Below are 16,237 nucleotides of genomic sequence, written 5' to 3' on the forward strand. Positions count from 1 at the left end.
CGGCGGGCTTGTGGCAGGACAGCCAGGTCAAACCAGGGCGGCCGGATGCGGAGCAGTGGCAGCACCCAGACGCCCACTACATGGAGGAACGGCCATCATGGCGGGGCGGTTTTTCGACGAGATGCTGGACTGGCGCGCCGACGGGCCGCCCACGGTCATCCAGGCAGGGCAGGCTTTGCCCGACGGGGCGGTACGCCCGCATTACCGGCATTTCGCTGACTGGCTGGCGCGACAGTCCGGCGGCACCATGGACAACAAGCGGGCGGAAGCGGACCTGATCTTCCGGCGCGTGGGCATTACCTTTGCCGTCTATGGCGACAAGGATGAGGCCAACAGCGGCACTGAGCGCACCATCCCGTTCGACGTGATCCCGCGCATTTTCCCGGCCAGCGAATGGGCGCTGCTCGAAAAGGGCCTGCGCCAGCGCGTGGCCGCGCTGAACCGGTTCATCCACGATATCTACCACGGCCAGGACATCATCCGCGCCGGCGTGATCCCGCCCGACCAGATCTACAACAACGCTCAATACCGGCCCGAGATGCTCGGCGTGAACGTGCCGCACGACATCTATGCGCACGTTGCCGGCATCGACGTGGTGCGTGCCGGCGAGGGCGAGTTCTACGTGCTGGAAGACAACCTGCGCGTGCCCTCCGGCGTGTCGTACATGCTGGAAAACCGCAAGATGATGATGCGGCTGTTCCCGGACCTGTTCGCGCGCAACCGTGTCGCGCCGGTGGCGCACTATCCGGACCTGCTGCTCGACATGCTGCGCGGCGTATCGCCGCAGGCGATCGCCGATCCCACGGTGGTGGTGCTGACCCCGGGCATGTACAACTCGGCGTACTTCGAGCACGCCTTCCTGGCGCAGCAGATGGGCGTGGAACTGGTCGAAGGCAGCGACCTGTTCGTCGAGGACGACCACCTGTTCATGCGCACCACGCAGGGGCCACAGCGCATCGACGTGATCTACCGGCGCGTCGACGACGACTTCCTCGACCCGCTGGTATTCCGGCACGATTCCGCGCTCGGCGCGGCCGGGCTGCTGTCGGTCTACCGCGCCGGCAACGTGACCATCTGCAATGCGATTGGCACCGGCGTGGCGGATGACAAATCGATCTATCCGTACGTGCCCGACATGATCCGCTTCTACCTCGGCGAGGAGGTCATCCTCAGCAACGTACCGACGTACATGTGCCGGCGCCCCGACGACCTGCAATACGTGCTCGAGCATATGGACGATCTGGTGGTCAAGGAAACCCACGGCGCCGGCGGCTACGGCATGCTGGTGGGACCGGCCGCGACGCGCGCCGAGATCGATGCCTTTCGCGAGGTGGTCAAGGCCAGGCCCGAGCAGTACATCGCGCAGCCGACGCTGGCGCTGTCGACCTGCCCGACCTATGTGGAGTCGGGCATCGCCCCGCGCCATATCGACCTGCGCCCGTTCGTGCTGTCGGGCAAGGAGGTGCGCATGGTGCCCGGCGGGCTGACGCGCGTGGCGCTGCGCGAGGGCTCGCTGGTGGTCAATTCCTCGCAAGGGGGCGGCACCAAGGACACGTGGGTGCTCGAACGATGACGACGACAGCCCATCACGCGGCCGGGACCGGCAACAACGCCGCCGCCGCCATGCGAGGAGAGCCCACATGCTGAGCCGTACCGCCGACCACCTGTTCTGGATGGCCCGCTACACCGAGCGCGCGGAAAACACCGCGCGCATGCTCGACGTCAACTACCAGACTTCGCTGCTGCCGCAGTCGGCCGAGGTGGCCGAGCAGGGCTGGTGGGCCATGCTCGATATCTCGGAGCTGACGCAGGCCTTCGACCACAAGTACGGCCTGCTGTCGCGCGACGATGTGATCGATTTCATGGTGCGCGACATGACCAACGTGTCTTCGATCATGAGTTGCCTGCGCGCGGCACGCGAGAACGCGCGCGCGGTGCGCGGCTCGCTGACCACCGAAGTCTGGGAAACCGTCAACACCACCTGGCTCGACGTGCAGCGCATGATTGCCGACGGCGTGCTCAGGGAAGACCCGTCGCGCTTCTTCGAGTGGGTCAAGTTCCGCTCGCACCTGGCGCGCGGCGTGCAGTTCGGCACCATGCTCAAGGACGATGCCTTCCACTTCATGCGGCTGGGCACCTTCCTGGAGCGCGCCGACAATACCGCGCGGATCCTCGACGTCAAGTTCCAGGCCTCGGGCAGCGACGACAGCAATCCCAACCGCGAGCAGAATGACTTCTACCACTGGGCAGCGGTGCTGCGCTCGGTGTCCGGCTTCGAGGTCTACCGCAAGGTCTATCGCGCGGTGGTCACGCCCCAGCGCGTGGCCGAACTGCTGGTGCTGCGCCCCGACATGCCGCGCTCGCTGGTGTCGAGCATGGACGAGGTGGTGACAATCCTGGCCATGGTGAGCAACCAGCAGTCGGCGGAGACCGAGCGGCAGGCTGGTAAACTCCACGCCGACCTGAAGTACGCGCGCATCGACGATATCTTTGCCGTCGGCCTGCACGCGTACCTGACCAGCTTCCTGGAGCGCATCGGCGATCTCGGCAATGGCATCAGCCGGGATTTCCTGGTGCCGCTGCAGGCAGCCTGACATGGGCACGCCGGTGGCGACCATGTGCTGCCGCCGCCGCGCCCTGATACCGTGAAATACAAGATCCACCACCATACTGTCTACCGCTATGCCGAGCCGGTGCGCCGCAGCGTGCACGAGCTGCGGCTCGAGCCGCGCTCTGGCCCGCTGCAGACCGTGCACAGCTGGCAGCTGAACACGCCTGGCAACCCTTCGGAAGCGCGCGATGGCTTCGGCAATATCGTGCACAACTTCACCGTCGCAGGCCCGGCGGACACCATCGCCATCGAGGCCAGCGGCGAGGTGGAAGTGCTGCCGCCGCATGGCGACCTTGATCGCGACGGCCACCATGCCTTCTGCGATGCGCCCCCGGCCGGCGAATCGCGCGTGTCGCCGCTGTACTTCCTCGGAAGCACGCCGCTGACCACGGCGCCGCGCGAGATGCAGGCCTTCGCCGCACCGTTCCTGGCTTCGGGCCACGAGATTCCCGCCTTGCTGGCACTGGCCCAGGCCATCGGCGAACGCGTGCGCTACAAGCCCAATACCACCGATGTCGGGACCTCCGCCGCCGAGGCGTTCGGCCTGGGCAGCGGCGTGTGCCAGGACCAGGCGCAGGTGATGGTGGCGGCGTGCCGCGCGCTCGGCGTCCCGGCGCGCTATGTGAGCGGCTACTTCTACGATCCCGCCGCCACCGAACTGGCCAGCCATGCGTGGGCCGACGTTTGCCTGGACCCGCAGCGCGAAATCTGGTGCAGCATCGACATCACCCACGGCTGCCTCACCGACGAACGTCATGTCCGCCTCGCCGTGGGGCGCGACTACCAGTCCGCCGCACCGGTCCGGGGCATCCTGGAGGGCGGTGCCGGCGAGACGCTCGAAGTCAATGTCGTGATCACGCCGCTTGCCGACCCGACCTAGCTCCGGCACCGCGCCAATTAGGTGCCCCATTCCAGAACCGGCACCGAGACGCGGCAGCGGCGCTAGAATCCGTTAATGCAGGCCACCGGCCGGCCACTCCCGGCCGTCCGACAAGAACACCAGAACAAGACCATGACGTACTGTGTAGCCATGCGGCTGGATGCCGGCCTGGTATTCCTGTCCGATTCCCGCACCAACGCCGGAGTGGACGCCATCTCGACGGCACGCAAGATGACGGTGTTCGAAGAGCCCGGCGACCGCGTGATGGTGCTGATGACCGCGGGCAATCTCGCAATCAGCCAGTCTGTGCGCCAGATCCTGGCGGAGAACCACGACGACAAGCGCTCGCTGTGGAATGCGCGCGACATGTTTGAAGCGGCGTCCATCGTCGGCGACGCCGTGCGCCAGGTGCACAAGCGCGACGCGCATGCGCTGCGCGATGCCGGCATCGAATTCAATGTCAGCCTGATCTTCGGTGGCCAGGTCCGTGGCGAGCGGCAGCGGCTGTTCAACATCTATGCCGCCGGCAACTTCGTCGAAGCCACGCCGGAAAACTGTTATTTCCAGATCGGCGAGGCCAAGTACGGCAAGCCCATCATCGACCGCGTCGTGCATCCTTCGCTGCCGCTGGCCGAGGGCGCAAAATGCGCGCTGATCTCGATGGATTCGACGCTGAAGTCGAATATTTCCGTGGGTTTGCCGCTTGACCTGCTGGTCTACGAGGCGGATTCACTGTGCGTGACCCGGTTCGTCAACATCGATGAGCGCAACGCCTATTTCCGCATGATCCGCGATACATGGGGCCATCGCCTGCGGCAGGTGTTCGGCGAGATCCACAACCCCGAATGGGATCCGGCACTGCATGCCGACTTCCCGCTGGCGCGCAGCGGCGAGGGCGACTGCTGGGGACAGCCGGTGCGCGCCAGGCGCAATCCCTCCCGCACCCAGGAATAAGGCGGGACGGCGATGCGCGAGATCATCCATTTTTCGCATGCCAACGGCTTCCCGGTCACGACGTACCGCAAGCTGTTTGGCGAGTTGGACAACGAGTTCGAGTTCCGCGCCGTGGACCGTTATGGCCACCGGCCCCAGTTTCCGGTCACGCGTGGCTGGCCGCACCTGGTGGAGGAACTGCTCGCGGAAGTGGGGCGCCAGTACCGGGAGCCGGTCTGGCTGGTGGGCCATTCGCTGGGCGGTTTTCTGTCGATGATGGCGGCGCTGCGCCGGCCCGAATGGGTGCGCGGCGTGGTGATGCTGGATTCGCCGATCATTGCCGGCTGGCGCGCCTCGCTGCTGAAGACGGCGCAGGTGCTTGGCATCGACGAGAAACCCGGTCCGGCGGCGGTGACCAGGAACCGGCGTACACACTGGCCGGATGCCGAGGCCGTGTGGCAGCACTTCCGCAGCAAGCCGAATTTTGCCGTGTGGGACCAGGAGGTGCTGCGCGACTATGCGCTCCACGGCACCGAGCCGACCGGCAAGGACAACGAGAGGCGCTTGCGCTTTGACCGCGAGGTCGAATACTGGATCTACCGCACACTGCCTACCAGCCTGGGGCGCAAGCTCCGGCGGGGCGCGCCAGTGCCGGTCGGCTTTGTCGCCGGTACGCGCTCGCGCGAGGTGCGCCAGTGCGGGCTCGCAGCGACCCGCAAGCTGGTGGGCGAAAACTTGCGTTTTATCGAGGGCGGCCATTTGTACCCGATGGAGCGGCCGCAGGAAACGGCGCAACTGGTGCGCGACCTGATCGGGGCGATGCGCCGCGACGGGCGTTGATCCCCCTCATGCGGCGCATGCGGCGCAGCCTGCCGTGTGGCCCGCGGAAAATCCCCGTCCAGCCCCCGCCAGGCAAGCGATTGGCCAGCGGGGTTGTCACAATTTCCGGGTCGGCGCGGGCCGGGCTCTCATGTATAATCCCGATTTCCCCGGCAAGCTCGGTTTATGACCAAATTCGTCTTCGTCACCGGTGGCGTCGTCTCTTCTCTCGGCAAGGGCATCGCTGCTGCCTCGCTCGCGGCCATTCTTGAGTCGCGCGGCCTCAAAGTCACCCTCCTCAAGCTAGATCCCTACATCAACGTCGATCCCGGCACGATGAGCCCCTTCCAGCATGGCGAGGTGTTTGTCACGGAAGACGGTGCGGAAACCGACCTCGATCTCGGCCACTACGAGCGCTTCGTCTCGGCCAAGATGCGCAAGTCGAACAACTTCACCACCGGCCAGATCTACGAATCGGTGATCCGCAAGGAGCGCCGTGGCGAATACCTCGGCAAGACCGTGCAGGTGATTCCGCATATCACCAACGAGATCCAGGCCTTCATCGAAAAGGGCGCCGCTGCCTCGCACGACGGCAAGGCCGACGTGGCGCTGGTGGAAATCGGCGGTACCGTGGGTGACATCGAATCGCTGCCGTTCCTGGAAGCCGCGCGCCAGATGAGCCTGCGCATGGGGCGCAACCACGCTGCCTTCGTGCACCTGACGCTGGTGCCGTTCATTGCCAGCGCCGGCGAGCTGAAGACCAAGCCGACCCAGCACTCGGTGCAGAAGCTGCGTGAAATCGGCATTTCGCCGACCGCGCTGCTGTGCCGCGCCGACCGCCCGATCCCGGACGACGAGCGCGCCAAGATCTCGCTGTTCGCCAATATCCCGCAAGACGCCGTGATCTCGGTGTGGGACGCGGACAGCATCTACAAGATTCCGCAGATGCTCAACGAACAGGGGCTCGACCGCCTGATCTGCGAGGAACTGCGCCTGGACCCGAAACCGGCCGACCTGGCGATGTGGCAGAAGCTGGTCAACGCCCAGGAAAATCCCGAGCACGAAATCACCATCGGCATGGTCGGCAAGTACGTCGACCTGACCGAGTCGTACAAGTCGCTGATCGAGGCGCTGCGCCACGCCGGCATGCACACCGCCACGCGTGTCAACATCGAGTACATCGATTCCGAGGAACTGGAATCGGGCCACCTCGAAGTGCTGGACCCGCTCGACGCCATCCTGGTGCCGGGCGGCTTCGGCAAGCGCGGCACGGAAGGCAAGATCCGCGCGATCCAGTACGCACGCGAGAACAAGGTGCCGTACCTGGGCATCTGCCTGGGCATGCAGCTGGCCGTGATCGAGTTTGCCCGCCACGTGGCCAATATGGCTGACGCCAACTCGACCGAATTCAACCTCGAGACCGAACACCCGGTGGTCGCGCTGATCACCGAGTGGGTCGACCGCGAAGGCAAGGTCGAGCAGCGCTCGGCCGAATCCGACCTGGGCGGCACCATGCGCCTGGGCGCGCAGCGCGTGCCGGTCAAGGAAGGCACGAAGGCCAATGCCATCTATGGCGCGGACGTCAACGAGCGCCACCGTCACCGCTACGAGGTCAACAACCACTACGTGCCGACGCTGGAAAACGCCGGCATGGTGATCTCGGCCCGTACCCCGACCGAGAACCTGCCGGAAATGATGGAACTGCCGGAGTCGATGCACCCGTGGTTCGTCGGCGTGCAGTTCCACCCGGAATTCACCTCGACGCCGCGTGACGGCCATCCGCTGTTCAAGGCCTACGTCGAAGCCGCGCTGGCCAGCCAGCAGCGCAAGGGCGCCTGAGGCCAGGCGGCAAGAGAGGAGTCTGTCATGAAACTCTGTGGATTCGAGGTCGGCCTCGACAAGCCATTCTTCCTGATCGCCGGTCCGTGCGTGATCGAGTCCGAGCAGATGGCGCTGGATACTGCCGGCGAGCTCAAGGCCATCACCGCTGAGCTGGGCATCCCGTTCATCTACAAGTCGTCGTTCGACAAGGCCAACCGTTCGTCCGGCAAGTCGTTCCGCGGCCTGGGGATGGAGAAAGGCCTGGAGATCCTGGCGACCGTCAAGCGCGAGGTCGGCGTGCCGGTGCTGACCGACATCCACGAGATCGACGAGATCAAGCCCGTCGCCGCCGTGGTCGACGTGCTGCAGACGCCGGCCTTCCTGTGCCGCCAGACTGATTTCATCCGCGCCTGCGCCCAGAGCGGCAAGCCGGTGAACATCAAGAAGGGCCAGTTCCTGGCGCCGGGCGACATGAAGAACGTGATCGACAAGGCCCGCGATGCCGCGCGCGACGCAGGCCTGCCGGATGACGTCTTCATGGCCTGCGAACGCGGCGTCTCGTTCGGCTACAACAACCTCGTGTCCGACATGCGCTCGCTGGCAATCATGCGCGAGACCGGTGCCCCGGTGGTGTTCGACGCCACCCACTCGGTGCAGCTGCCGGGCGGCCAGGGCACCAGCTCGGGCGGTCAGCGCGAATTCGTGCCGGTGCTGTCCCGCGCCGCCGTCGCCACCGGCGTGGCGGGCCTGTTCATGGAAACGCACCCGGATCCGAGCAAGGCGATGTCCGACGGCCCCAATGCGGTGCCCCTGTCGCGCATGAAGGAACTGCTGGCCGTGCTCAAGGAACTCGACACGCTGGTCAAGCGCGCCGGCTTCCTGGAAGACAACTTCGGCTGGCCGGCCTGCGCCTGAAGCAGGCCGGGTTTGTCATCACCGTGCCCTTGCTGGTGGCGGTGGTGACAAACCATATCGAAAGACAATACAAAAAATCGGGAGATTCTCCATGGCCGCGGGCTATATCATCGCCTACGTCGACGTGACCGACCCCCAGCAGTACGAAGAATACAAAGTGCTGTCGAGCAAGGCCATGCAGATCCATGGCGCCGAAGTGCTGGTACGCGGCGGCAAGACCGAGCCGCTGGAGGGCGAGTGGGCGCCGACCCGCGTCGTGGTGCTGAAATTCCCCAGCTATGAAGCCGCCAGGTCGTTCCACGACGGCGAAGCCTATCGCGCTGCCCGCAAGGCGCGCGAGCATGCAGCAAAGATGAACATGATCGTCGTGGAAGGCGCTGCCTGAGGGTTGTCGGGCAGATTGACATGCGCCTGACACGGGCACAGGTTGAAGTAATCAGCAGCAGCAAGAATCAACAGTCAGAGAGGAATTCATGAGTGCAATCGTAGATATCATCGGTCGCGAGGTTCTCGACTCGCGCGGCAACCCCACCGTCGAGTGCGACGTGCTGCTGGAATCGGGCGTGATGGGCCGTGCGGCGGTGCCGTCGGGTGCGTCGACCGGTTCGCGCGAAGCCATCGAACTGCGTGACGGCGACAAGTCGCGCTACCTGGGCAAGGGCGTGCTGAAGGCCGTCGAGCACATCAACACCGAAATCTCCGAAGCCATCATGGGCCTGGACGCCTCCGAGCAGGCCTTCCTGGACCGCACCCTGATCGACCTCGACGGCACCGAGAACAAGGGCCGTCTGGGCGCCAACGCCATGCTGGCCGTATCGATGGCCGTGGCCAAGGCCGCCGCTGAAGAAGCCGGCCTGCCGCTGTACCGCTACTTCGGCGGTTCGGGCGCGATGCAACTGCCGGTGCCGATGATGAACATCGTCAACGGCGGCGCGCACGCCAACAACAGCCTGGACATCCAGGAATTCATGGTCATGCCGGTGTCGCAGACCAGCTTCCGCGAAGCGCTGCGTTGCGGCGCCGAAATCTTCCACGCGCTGAAGAAGATCCTGGCCGACAAGGGCATGTCCACCGCGGTGGGCGACGAGGGCGGCTTTGCCCCGAACTTCTCGTCCAACGAGGAGTGCCTGAACACCATCGTGCAAGCCATCGAGAAGGCCGGCTACCGCGCCGGTGAAGACGTGCTGCTGGCGCTGGACTGCGCCGCCAGCGAGTTCTACCACGAAGGCGAAGGCGTGTACCAGCTGGAAGGCGAAGGCCTGAAGCTGTCGTCGACCCAGTTCGCCGACTACCTGGCCAACCTGTGCGACAAGTTCCCGATCGTGTCGATCGAGGACGGCATGGCCGAAGGCGACTGGGACGGCTGGAAGACGCTGACCGACAAGCTCGGCAAGCGCGTGCAGCTGGTGGGCGACGACCTGTTCGTCACCAACACCAAGATCCTGAAGGAAGGCATCGAGAAGGGCATCGGCAACTCGATCCTGATCAAGATCAACCAGATCGGCACCCTGACCGAGACCTTCGCCGCCATCGAGATGGCCAAGCGCGCGGGCTACACCGCCGTGATCTCGCACCGCTCGGGCGAAACCGAAGACAGCACCATTGCCGACATCGCCGTGGGCACCAATGCCGGCCAGATCAAGACCGGCTCGCTGTCGCGCTCGGACCGCATGGCCAAGTACAACCAGCTGCTGCGCATCGAGGAAGACCTGGGCGATATCGCCAGCTATCCGGGCAAGGGCGCGTTCTACAACCTGCGCTGATCCTTGCCCGTCGCGCCCGTCAGTGTGGGCGTGACGAAGTGGCTGTAAAAGGGCGGTGGCACGGATAACATCCGGCCACCGCCGTTTTTGTATCGAAATCTGCCTGGCAATTGCCTTCCGGGCTGACTTCGCAGATCATTGTGCGGAATCTCTCGTCCGCCACCTTTCATGCGTCTGATTTCGCTGCTGTTGTTTGTGCTGCTGCTCGCGGTCCAGTATCCGCTCTGGCTGGGCAAGGGTGGCTGGCTGCGTGTCTGGGACCTGAACCGGCAGCTGACCGAGCAAGGTACCCGCAACCAGACGCTCAAGCTGCGCAATGCCAAGCTGGAAGGAGAAGTCGCCGACCTGCAGGACGGCACCGGCGCGATCGAGGAACGAGCGCGCTATGAGCTGGGCATGGTGAGGGAAGGCGAGGTGTTCGTGCAGTTCGTGGCACCGGCGCCCAAGGTCAGCGCCACGCCGCCGCTGCCGCCGCCGGCGAATTCCGTCGCCGGGCGCGGCGGGCACTGATCAACGATCTGTTTCCTGCTGGCGGCATCCTGGCCGCCGTCACCACCAGTACGGATATCCGCCCCAGTAGCCGGGCATTCCCACGCTGACGCCGCCACCCCAGTGGCCGCCGCCCCATCCCCCGTAGAACAGGTTCCAGCTGGTATTGGGATAGGCATATGCCGCGCGCGCATAGGCCTCGGCCTGTTGCTGCCGTGCGATGGCGTCGGCCTGCTCGCGCAGCACCTCCTTGTTCAGGGCATCGAGCTTCTGGCGAGCTTCTGGTGTCAGTCGGGCCGGTGGCATGGCGTTCGGCGCGAGCCGCTCCGTCGGTGGCGAGCCGTTGGCGTCGCGCGGGATCTGCGCGCAGCCGGCCGCCAGCAGCAGGGTGCAGGCCGCGGCGAATGCAGAAGCGCCACGCAGCCGCCCGCACGCGGTGGCCGCCGTCGTGGCGCTGGATTCGGGCAAGGGCAGGGAAGCTTCGGCGGACATGGCGGTTCTCAGGCTCGCGCGTACAGCGATTCGTACAGCCGTTGGACCGGGCGGCGCGCCGGATGTTTCCGCTGCGCCGGACCCGCCACGAACCAGGCTCGCCACGGATCAAGCCGCGGAATGCCGCCTCAGTGGTGCTGGTGCGCGCCGGCCCCGGCGCCGGTGGCGACATGCGTGGCCGAGAACAGCTGGGCGCAGTCGACCGGGTCGAACTCATAGCGCTGGCCGCAGAAATCGCAATGGATCTCCACGTTGCCGCGCTCGGCGATGATGCCCTCGATCTCTTCGCGCCCCAGCGACTGCAGCATGCCTGCCACCTTGGGACGGGAGCACGAGCAATGGAAATGCGGCGTCATCGGCTCAAACACGCGCAGGCCGGCGTCCTGCAGGTCTTCCCAGAACAGGCGGCGCAGCAGCGTCTCGGGCGACTCGGCCAGCAGTTCTTCGGCCTTGAGCGTGGTGCCCAGCTGCACCGCGCGATCCCAGGTATCCAGGTCCTGGGCCCTGGCATGGCTGGCCAGCGGTGCGCCGGTCTCGCCCACGTCGGCGGTACCGCCGTAGGAGGGCAGCTTCTGCAGCAGCATGCCGGCGGCCACGCGGTCGTCGGCGGCCAGCCACAGGCGCGTGTCAAGCTGCTCGGAGGCCTTCATGTAGTGCTCCAGCACCGCGCTGATCGACGGCAGCGGACCATGCTCGTCGGCCAGCGGCACGATGCCCTGGTACGGCTGCTGGCCCGGCAGCTTGTCCTTGGGATCGAGCGTGATGGCAAAGCGGCCGTGGCCGTGCGCATGGACCAGGTCGGCCAGCGTGGCGTCGTCGGCAATCTCCGCGCCCTCGGCCAGCTTGGCGGTGGCACGCATCGACAGGTCGGACAGGCATTCCACCACCAGCATCCGCACCGGGCCGTCGCCGTGCAGCTGCATCACCAGCGCGCCGTTGAACTTCAGGTTGGCCGACAGCAGTGCCGCGGCGGCCATCATCTCGCCCAGCAGCCGGCGCACCGGCGTGGGATAGCTGTGGCGGCCCAGCACTTCCTGCCAGGTGGCTTCCATGCGCACCAGTTCGCCGCGCACGGGCGCGGCGTCGAACAGGAACTTCTGCAGGGTGTCGGGGGTAGTGGGGGTAGTCTGGGTCACGTTGTCTGTCGAGTAATGCGATGAATGCCGCCGCGGCGCCGGTCGGGCTCAGCCGATGCGCTTGAGCTGTTGCTTGTACATGGCCTGCCGCGAGGCGTAGGTCTCGGCGTTGCGGTACAGGTTGGCGACGTCCTCGTCGGTCAGCTGCCGCACCACCTTGGCCGGCGCGCCCAGGATCAGCGAGCGGTCCGGGAAGACCTTGCCCTCGGTGATCACGGCGCCCGCGCCGACCAGGCATTCCTTGCCGATCACGGCACGGTTCAGCACCACGGCCTGGATGCCGATCAGCGAGCCTTCGCCGACGGTGCAACCGTGCAGCATGGCCTGGTGGCCGATTGAGACCTTGTCGCCCAGGGTCAGCGGACAGCCGGGGTCGGTGTGCAGAACCGAACCCTCCTGGATATTGGTGTCATGCCCCACCACGATCGGCTCGTTGTCGCCGCGGATCACGACACCGGGCCAGGCGCTGGCGCGGGACTTGAGGGTCACGTTGCCGATGACGGTGGCTTCCGGCGCCACGTAGGCTTCGCTGTCGATATTGGGCTTGACGTCGCCAAGTTGGTAAAGCGCCATGAGGTCTCCTGCACGAAAGGCTTATGTTGAAATGGGGGTTGCAGCCGGACTTTAAAGAGTCAGCGGAGCCTGTGGGGAACTGCTTGGCCAGGCACAAGGGCGGGTGCCGGCGAGGCCCTACAATGGCGGCAGTCCGGATTTTACGCCCATGCCAGAAAAAACTCCCGCCGCCACTTCGCCTGATCCGTCACTTTCGCCGCGCCATCGCGCGCTGGCGGTGCTATGCATGACCGATCCGCGGGAGAAAGCCGGTGCTGCGCGGGCGCTGTACCGCGAGACCCTGGCGCTGCCCGATGCGGCGCTGCGTGCCGAAGAAGCCATCGAAGGGGGCCCGGCGCAGGTCATTCCCGGGCGCCCCGCGCGCCCCGAGCTGGTCGCGCCGCAGTACGTCGGGCGCCGCCGCTCGCTGCAGACCCTGGCGGGGCGCGCCAACATGATCCATGCGCTGTGCCACATCGAGTTCAATGCCATCAATCTGGCGCTGGACGCGGCGTGGCGCTTCGCCGGCATGCCGCCCCGCTACTACCGCGACTGGCTGCGCGTGGCGGACGAGGAAGCGCTGCACTTCACGCTGCTGGCCGACCACCTCGGCACGCTGGGCGCGGACTACGGCGATTTTCCGGCCCACAACAGCCTGTGGGAGATGACCGGCAAGACCGCCGGCGACGTGCTGGCGCGCATGGCGCTGGTGCCGCGCACGCTGGAGGCGCGCGGGCTGGACGCCTCGCCGCCGGTGCGGGCCAGGCTGGCCAACGTGGGCGACCATGCCGCCGCGGCGATCATCGACATTATCCTGCGCGATGAAGTGGGCCATGTCGCGATCGGCAACCACTGGTATCGCTGGCTGTGCGCGCAGCGCGGGCTGGATCCAGTGACGACCTACGCCCAGCTGGCGCAGCAGTATGGTGCGCCGAAGCTGCGCGGGCCGTTCAACCTCGACGCACGGCGTGCGGCCGGGTTCGAGGAAGATGAACTGGCCTGGCTGGAAGCGTCGGCCGGCTAGGCAGACTGCCGGCGCTGCGCCGCGCGCTCTTCCTCCAGCAACCGCAGCACCCGCCGCTGTATCTTCCCGGTGGTCGTCATCGGCAACTGGTCGATGAACTCGATCGCCTTCGGATACTCGTACGGAGCCAGTTGCCCGCGCACATGCGCCTGCAATTCAGCGACCAGCGCAGCGTCGCCCTCGAAGGAGCGCGCCACCGCTGGCGTCAGCACCACGAAGGCCTTGACCACCGCGCCACGCTCGGGATCGGGCGAGGGCACCACGGCGCAGTTGGACACCGCGGGATGCTTGAGCAGGCAGTTCTCGATTTCGCTCGGCCCGATGCGGTAGCCCGAGGACTTGAATACATCGTCGGCGCGGCCCTGGTACCACAGGTAGCCGTCGGCATCGACGCGCGCGAGGTCGCCGGTGCGGCACCAGCGCAGGCCGTCGCGCTCGACGTACTTGGCGGCGGTCGCCGCCTCGTTCTTCCAGTAGCCGAGGAAGAACACCGGGTCCGGATGCCCGGCGCTATCGGTGGCGCAGACCGCGACCTCGCCGTCTTCGCCCGGCGCGCAGGGGCGGCCTTCATCGTCGATCACCTGCACGCGATGGCCGGGATAGGGGCGCCCCATCGAGCCGGGCCGCGCCGGCCAGCCCAGGCGCTCGTCGTCGTTTTGCGCGGTGCAGTTGCCGACGATGTAGTTGATCTCGGTCTGGCCGAACATCTCGTTGACGATCACGCCGAGCGCATCGCGGCACCAGCCGAACACGGTCTCGCCAACCGCTTCGCCGGCGCTCATCAAGGCGCGCAGCCTGATGCCATAGCGCTGCCGCGGCTCGGGGCAGGCCTTCATCATCTGCTTGAGCGCGGTCGGGAACAGGAAGGTGTTGGTGACAGCGTAGCGCTCGAGCAATTCGAAGGCGCGCTCGGCGGAGAAGCGGCCCTGATAGCCCACGATGGGCTTTCCGAAGTACAGTGCCGGCATCAGCGCATCCCACAGCCCGCCGGTCCAGGCCCAGTCGGCCGGACTCCAGAACACGTCGTCGTCCTGCGGATACCAGTTCTGCGAGCAGACAAAGCCGGTCAGGTTGCCGACCAGCGCGCGGTGCGGGATCAGCGCGCCCTTGGGCGGACCGGTGGTGCCGCTGGTGTAGATCAGCACGGCGGCCTCGTCGGCCTTGGTCTCTTCGGCGGTGAAGGTGGGCAGCTGCGCGGCCAGCAGCATGTCCCAGTCGTGGTCGCCGCGTCCGTGCGCATCGCCGGCGGCAATCACGGTGGCCAGCGCCGGACATTCCGGGCGCGCGGCGAGCACGTTGTCGATCGAGGTTTCGTCGGCTATCGCCACGCTGGCTTCGCTGTGCGCGATGCGGTAGGCCAGCGCCTCAGGCCCGAACAGCATCGACAGCGGCATCGCGATCGCGCCCAGCTGGTAGATCGCCATATGGGCGATCACGGTCTCGATCCGCTGCGGCATCACGATTGCCACGCGGTCGCCGCGCGCCACGCCAAGGTTGCGCAGCGCCGCCGAGAGCCGGTTGGCCTCGGCCTGGATGTAGGCAAAGGTATGCGCGTTGCGCCGGCCATCCTCGTGCTCGGTATAGACGGCGATGCGGTCCATGGTTGCCGGATCCCGCGCCCAGCGGCCGCAGCAGGCTTCGGCAATGTTGAAATTCGGGGGGATTTCCCAGCGGAAGGATTCGTACAGCGCGCGGTAGTCGTCGCGCCGGCTTGCCGGCAAGGCAGCTGCGGCCATCCAAGGTCTCCTGAAGGTCTCCGGTCCGTTCACCGGCGCGGCAAGCTGCAAATCGCACTGGCCGCTATAATGCGCTGCAAGCGAACGATCGTTCTATTTTGTCGGGCTTCCCTTCGCCAGCCCCCGTGGCAGGAAGAACCCGACGCCAGGGTGGAGACAATGACAATCAAGGAAACCTCGCGGTCTGAATTTATCACGTTGCGCGGGCTGCGCTATCACGTGCGCCACTGGGGCAGGCCCGGCGCGCGCAAGCTGTTCATGCTGCATGGCTGGATGGATGTGGCGGCCTCGTTCCAGTTCCTGGTCGACCATCTGCGCGGCGACTGGCACGTGATCGCTCCCGACTGGCGCGGCTTTGGCGAGACCGACTGGCCCTCGCGCCATCCCGGCACGCAGTCGTACTGGTTCCCCGACTACATCGCCGACCTGGAGGCGCTGCTCGACCACTACCAGCCGGAAGGACAGGTCGACCTGGTGGGCCACAGCATGGGCGCCAACGTGATCTGCCTGTATGCCGGTATCCGCCCCGAGCGCGTGCGCCGCGTGGTGGACCTGGAAGGCTTCGGTATGACGGCAACACGGCCGGCGCATGCTCCCAGGCGCTACGCGCGCTGGCTGGACGAGTTGCGCATTGGCGCAGAGCTGAAGACCTACGACAGTGTCGACGGTGTCGCTGCGCGCCTGCAGAAGACTAACCCGCGCCTGCCCGACGACCGCGCCGCGTTCCTGGCCGCGCACTGGTCGCGACGCAATGCCGATGGCCGCTGGGAAATCCTGGGCGACCCGGCGCACAAGCTGGTCAACCCGATGCTGTACCGGCTCGATGAAGTGATGGCGGTCTGGGAACAGGTCAGCGCGCCGGTGTTGCATGTCGAGGCGCGCGATTCGGAGACGCTGCGCCATATTGCCCACAAGCAGGGCATCGACGAGTTCAAGGAGCGATTCCGCGCCTTCCGCGATTTCCGCGAGGCCGTGATTGATGACGCCGGCCACATGCTGCACCACGACCAGCCGGCCGCGGTGGCCGAGCTGGTCGAGTCGTTCTGCCGGTAGGGTTGGCGCCCGC

16 protein-coding genes are annotated in these 16,237 nt (G+C 66.3%); 12 read left to right on the forward strand and 4 right to left on the reverse strand.

Annotation, left to right across the window (positions count from 1 at the left end; translation table 11 throughout):
• The first annotated feature begins 97 nt into the window (after positions 1-97).
• From J8I82_RS10385 to ftsB, 10 genes are all read left to right on the forward strand, one after another.
• Positions 98-1,573 (forward strand): circularly permuted type 2 ATP-grasp protein, encoded by a 1,476-nt coding sequence (locus J8I82_RS10385; protein ID WP_209756988.1) that lies wholly within the window; start codon positions 98-100, stop codon positions 1,571-1,573.
• A gap of 67 nt (positions 1,574-1,640) precedes the next feature.
• Positions 1,641-2,594: an alpha-E domain-containing protein gene (locus tag J8I82_RS10390; RefSeq protein WP_209756990.1), complete on the forward strand. Its 954-nt coding sequence runs from the start codon at positions 1,641-1,643 to the stop codon at positions 2,592-2,594.
• Between the two features lie 51 nt (positions 2,595-2,645).
• Positions 2,646-3,491 carry a transglutaminase family protein gene (locus J8I82_RS10395; RefSeq protein ID WP_209756992.1) on the forward strand — a complete coding sequence of 282 codons (846 nt, stop codon included), beginning with the start codon at positions 2,646-2,648 and terminating at the stop codon, positions 3,489-3,491.
• 132 nt (positions 3,492-3,623) lie between these two features.
• The gene (locus tag J8I82_RS10400; protein WP_209756994.1) at positions 3,624-4,445 is read left to right on the forward strand and encodes a proteasome-type protease; all 822 of its coding nucleotides are present in this window, start codon (positions 3,624-3,626) and stop codon (positions 4,443-4,445) included.
• A 12-nt stretch (positions 4,446-4,457) separates the two neighbouring features.
• On the forward strand, positions 4,458-5,264 hold the full coding sequence (locus J8I82_RS10405; protein ID WP_209756996.1) for an alpha/beta fold hydrolase: 807 nt from the start codon (positions 4,458-4,460) through the stop codon (positions 5,262-5,264).
• A gap of 165 nt (positions 5,265-5,429) precedes the next feature.
• Complete coding sequence (gene pyrG, locus J8I82_RS10410; RefSeq protein ID WP_209756998.1) at positions 5,430-7,082, forward strand: CTP synthase; 1,653 nt, start codon at positions 5,430-5,432, stop codon at positions 7,080-7,082.
• Positions 7,083-7,109: 27 nt separating this feature from the next.
• On the forward strand, positions 7,110-7,979 hold the full coding sequence (kdsA, locus tag J8I82_RS10415) for a 3-deoxy-8-phosphooctulonate synthase (RefSeq protein WP_209757000.1): 870 nt from the start codon (positions 7,110-7,112) through the stop codon (positions 7,977-7,979).
• Positions 7,980-8,070: 91 nt separating this feature from the next.
• Positions 8,071-8,364: a DUF1330 domain-containing protein gene (locus tag J8I82_RS10420; RefSeq protein ID WP_010808997.1), complete on the forward strand. Its 294-nt coding sequence runs from the start codon at positions 8,071-8,073 to the stop codon at positions 8,362-8,364.
• 88 nt (positions 8,365-8,452) lie between these two features.
• Positions 8,453-9,742 carry a phosphopyruvate hydratase gene (eno, locus tag J8I82_RS10425; RefSeq protein ID WP_209757015.1) on the forward strand — a complete coding sequence of 430 codons (1,290 nt, stop codon included), beginning with the start codon at positions 8,453-8,455 and terminating at the stop codon, positions 9,740-9,742.
• A 168-nt stretch (positions 9,743-9,910) separates the two neighbouring features.
• A complete protein-coding gene (gene ftsB / locus J8I82_RS10430) occupies positions 9,911-10,252 on the forward strand; it encodes a cell division protein FtsB (RefSeq protein ID WP_029046895.1) in 342 nt (113 codons plus the stop codon).
• Between the two features lie 39 nt (positions 10,253-10,291).
• On the opposite strand, the gene J8I82_RS10435 is transcribed toward ftsB, so the two are convergent.
• From J8I82_RS10435 to J8I82_RS10445, 3 genes are all read right to left on the reverse strand, one after another.
• A complete protein-coding gene (locus J8I82_RS10435; RefSeq protein WP_209757017.1) occupies positions 10,292-10,723 on the reverse strand; it encodes a hypothetical protein in 432 nt (143 codons plus the stop codon).
• Between the two features lie 128 nt (positions 10,724-10,851).
• A complete protein-coding gene (gene hslO / locus J8I82_RS10440; protein ID WP_209757019.1) occupies positions 10,852-11,859 on the reverse strand; it encodes an Hsp33 family molecular chaperone HslO in 1,008 nt (335 codons plus the stop codon).
• 48 nt (positions 11,860-11,907) lie between these two features.
• The gene (locus tag J8I82_RS10445; RefSeq protein WP_209757021.1) at positions 11,908-12,432 is read right to left on the reverse strand and encodes a gamma carbonic anhydrase family protein; all 525 of its coding nucleotides are present in this window, start codon (positions 12,430-12,432) and stop codon (positions 11,908-11,910) included.
• Between the two features lie 148 nt (positions 12,433-12,580).
• Here J8I82_RS10445 and J8I82_RS10450 point away from each other — a divergent pair, with 148 nt between their 5' ends.
• Complete coding sequence (locus J8I82_RS10450) at positions 12,581-13,435, forward strand: ferritin-like domain-containing protein (RefSeq protein WP_209757023.1); 855 nt, start codon at positions 12,581-12,583, stop codon at positions 13,433-13,435.
• On the opposite strand, the gene J8I82_RS10455 is transcribed toward J8I82_RS10450, so the two are convergent.
• Entirely contained in the window at positions 13,432-15,171 is a 1,740-nt protein-coding gene (locus J8I82_RS10455) for an acetate--CoA ligase (protein WP_209757025.1), read from the reverse strand. The genes J8I82_RS10450 and J8I82_RS10455 overlap by 4 nt on opposite strands.
• 159 nt (positions 15,172-15,330) lie before the next feature.
• Between J8I82_RS10455 and J8I82_RS10460 the strand changes: the two genes are divergently transcribed.
• On the forward strand, positions 15,331-16,224 hold the full coding sequence (locus tag J8I82_RS10460; protein ID WP_209757027.1) for an alpha/beta fold hydrolase: 894 nt from the start codon (positions 15,331-15,333) through the stop codon (positions 16,222-16,224).
• Positions 16,225-16,237: the final 13 nt, after the last annotated feature.

This window comes from Cupriavidus consociatus (genome assembly GCF_017814975.1).
GTDB lineage: Bacteria > Pseudomonadota > Gammaproteobacteria > Burkholderiales > Burkholderiaceae > Cupriavidus > Cupriavidus consociatus.

What these genes read in the sequence shown, in the direction of transcription:
- J8I82_RS10385 (WP_209756988.1), top strand. Translation starts at nt 98, where the DNA reads ATGGCGGGGCGGTTTTTCGACGAGATGCTGGACTGGCGCGCCGACGGG.
- J8I82_RS10390 (WP_209756990.1), top strand. Translation starts at nt 1,641, where the DNA reads ATGCTGAGCCGTACCGCCGACCACCTGTTCTGGATGGCCCGCTACACC.
- J8I82_RS10400 (WP_209756994.1), top strand. Translation starts at nt 3,624, where the DNA reads ATGACGTACTGTGTAGCCATGCGGCTGGATGCCGGCCTGGTATTCCTG.
- J8I82_RS10405 (WP_209756996.1), top strand. Translation starts at nt 4,458, where the DNA reads ATGCGCGAGATCATCCATTTTTCGCATGCCAACGGCTTCCCGGTCACG.
- pyrG (WP_209756998.1), top strand. Translation starts at nt 5,430, where the DNA reads ATGACCAAATTCGTCTTCGTCACCGGTGGCGTCGTCTCTTCTCTCGGC.
- kdsA (WP_209757000.1), top strand. Translation starts at nt 7,110, where the DNA reads ATGAAACTCTGTGGATTCGAGGTCGGCCTCGACAAGCCATTCTTCCTG.
- J8I82_RS10420 (WP_010808997.1), top strand. Translation starts at nt 8,071, where the DNA reads ATGGCCGCGGGCTATATCATCGCCTACGTCGACGTGACCGACCCCCAG.
- eno (WP_209757015.1), top strand. Translation starts at nt 8,453, where the DNA reads ATGAGTGCAATCGTAGATATCATCGGTCGCGAGGTTCTCGACTCGCGC.
- ftsB (WP_029046895.1), top strand. Translation starts at nt 9,911, where the DNA reads ATGCGTCTGATTTCGCTGCTGTTGTTTGTGCTGCTGCTCGCGGTCCAG.
- J8I82_RS10435 (WP_209757017.1), bottom strand. Translation starts at nt 10,723, where the DNA reads ATGTCCGCCGAAGCTTCCCTGCCCTTGCCCGAATCCAGCGCCACGACG.
- J8I82_RS10445 (WP_209757021.1), bottom strand. Translation starts at nt 12,432, where the DNA reads ATGGCGCTTTACCAACTTGGCGACGTCAAGCCCAATATCGACAGCGAA.
- J8I82_RS10450 (WP_209757023.1), top strand. Translation starts at nt 12,581, where the DNA reads ATGCCAGAAAAAACTCCCGCCGCCACTTCGCCTGATCCGTCACTTTCG.
- J8I82_RS10455 (WP_209757025.1), bottom strand. Translation starts at nt 15,171, where the DNA reads ATGGCCGCAGCTGCCTTGCCGGCAAGCCGGCGCGACGACTACCGCGCG.
- J8I82_RS10460 (WP_209757027.1), top strand. Translation starts at nt 15,331, where the DNA reads ATGACAATCAAGGAAACCTCGCGGTCTGAATTTATCACGTTGCGCGGG.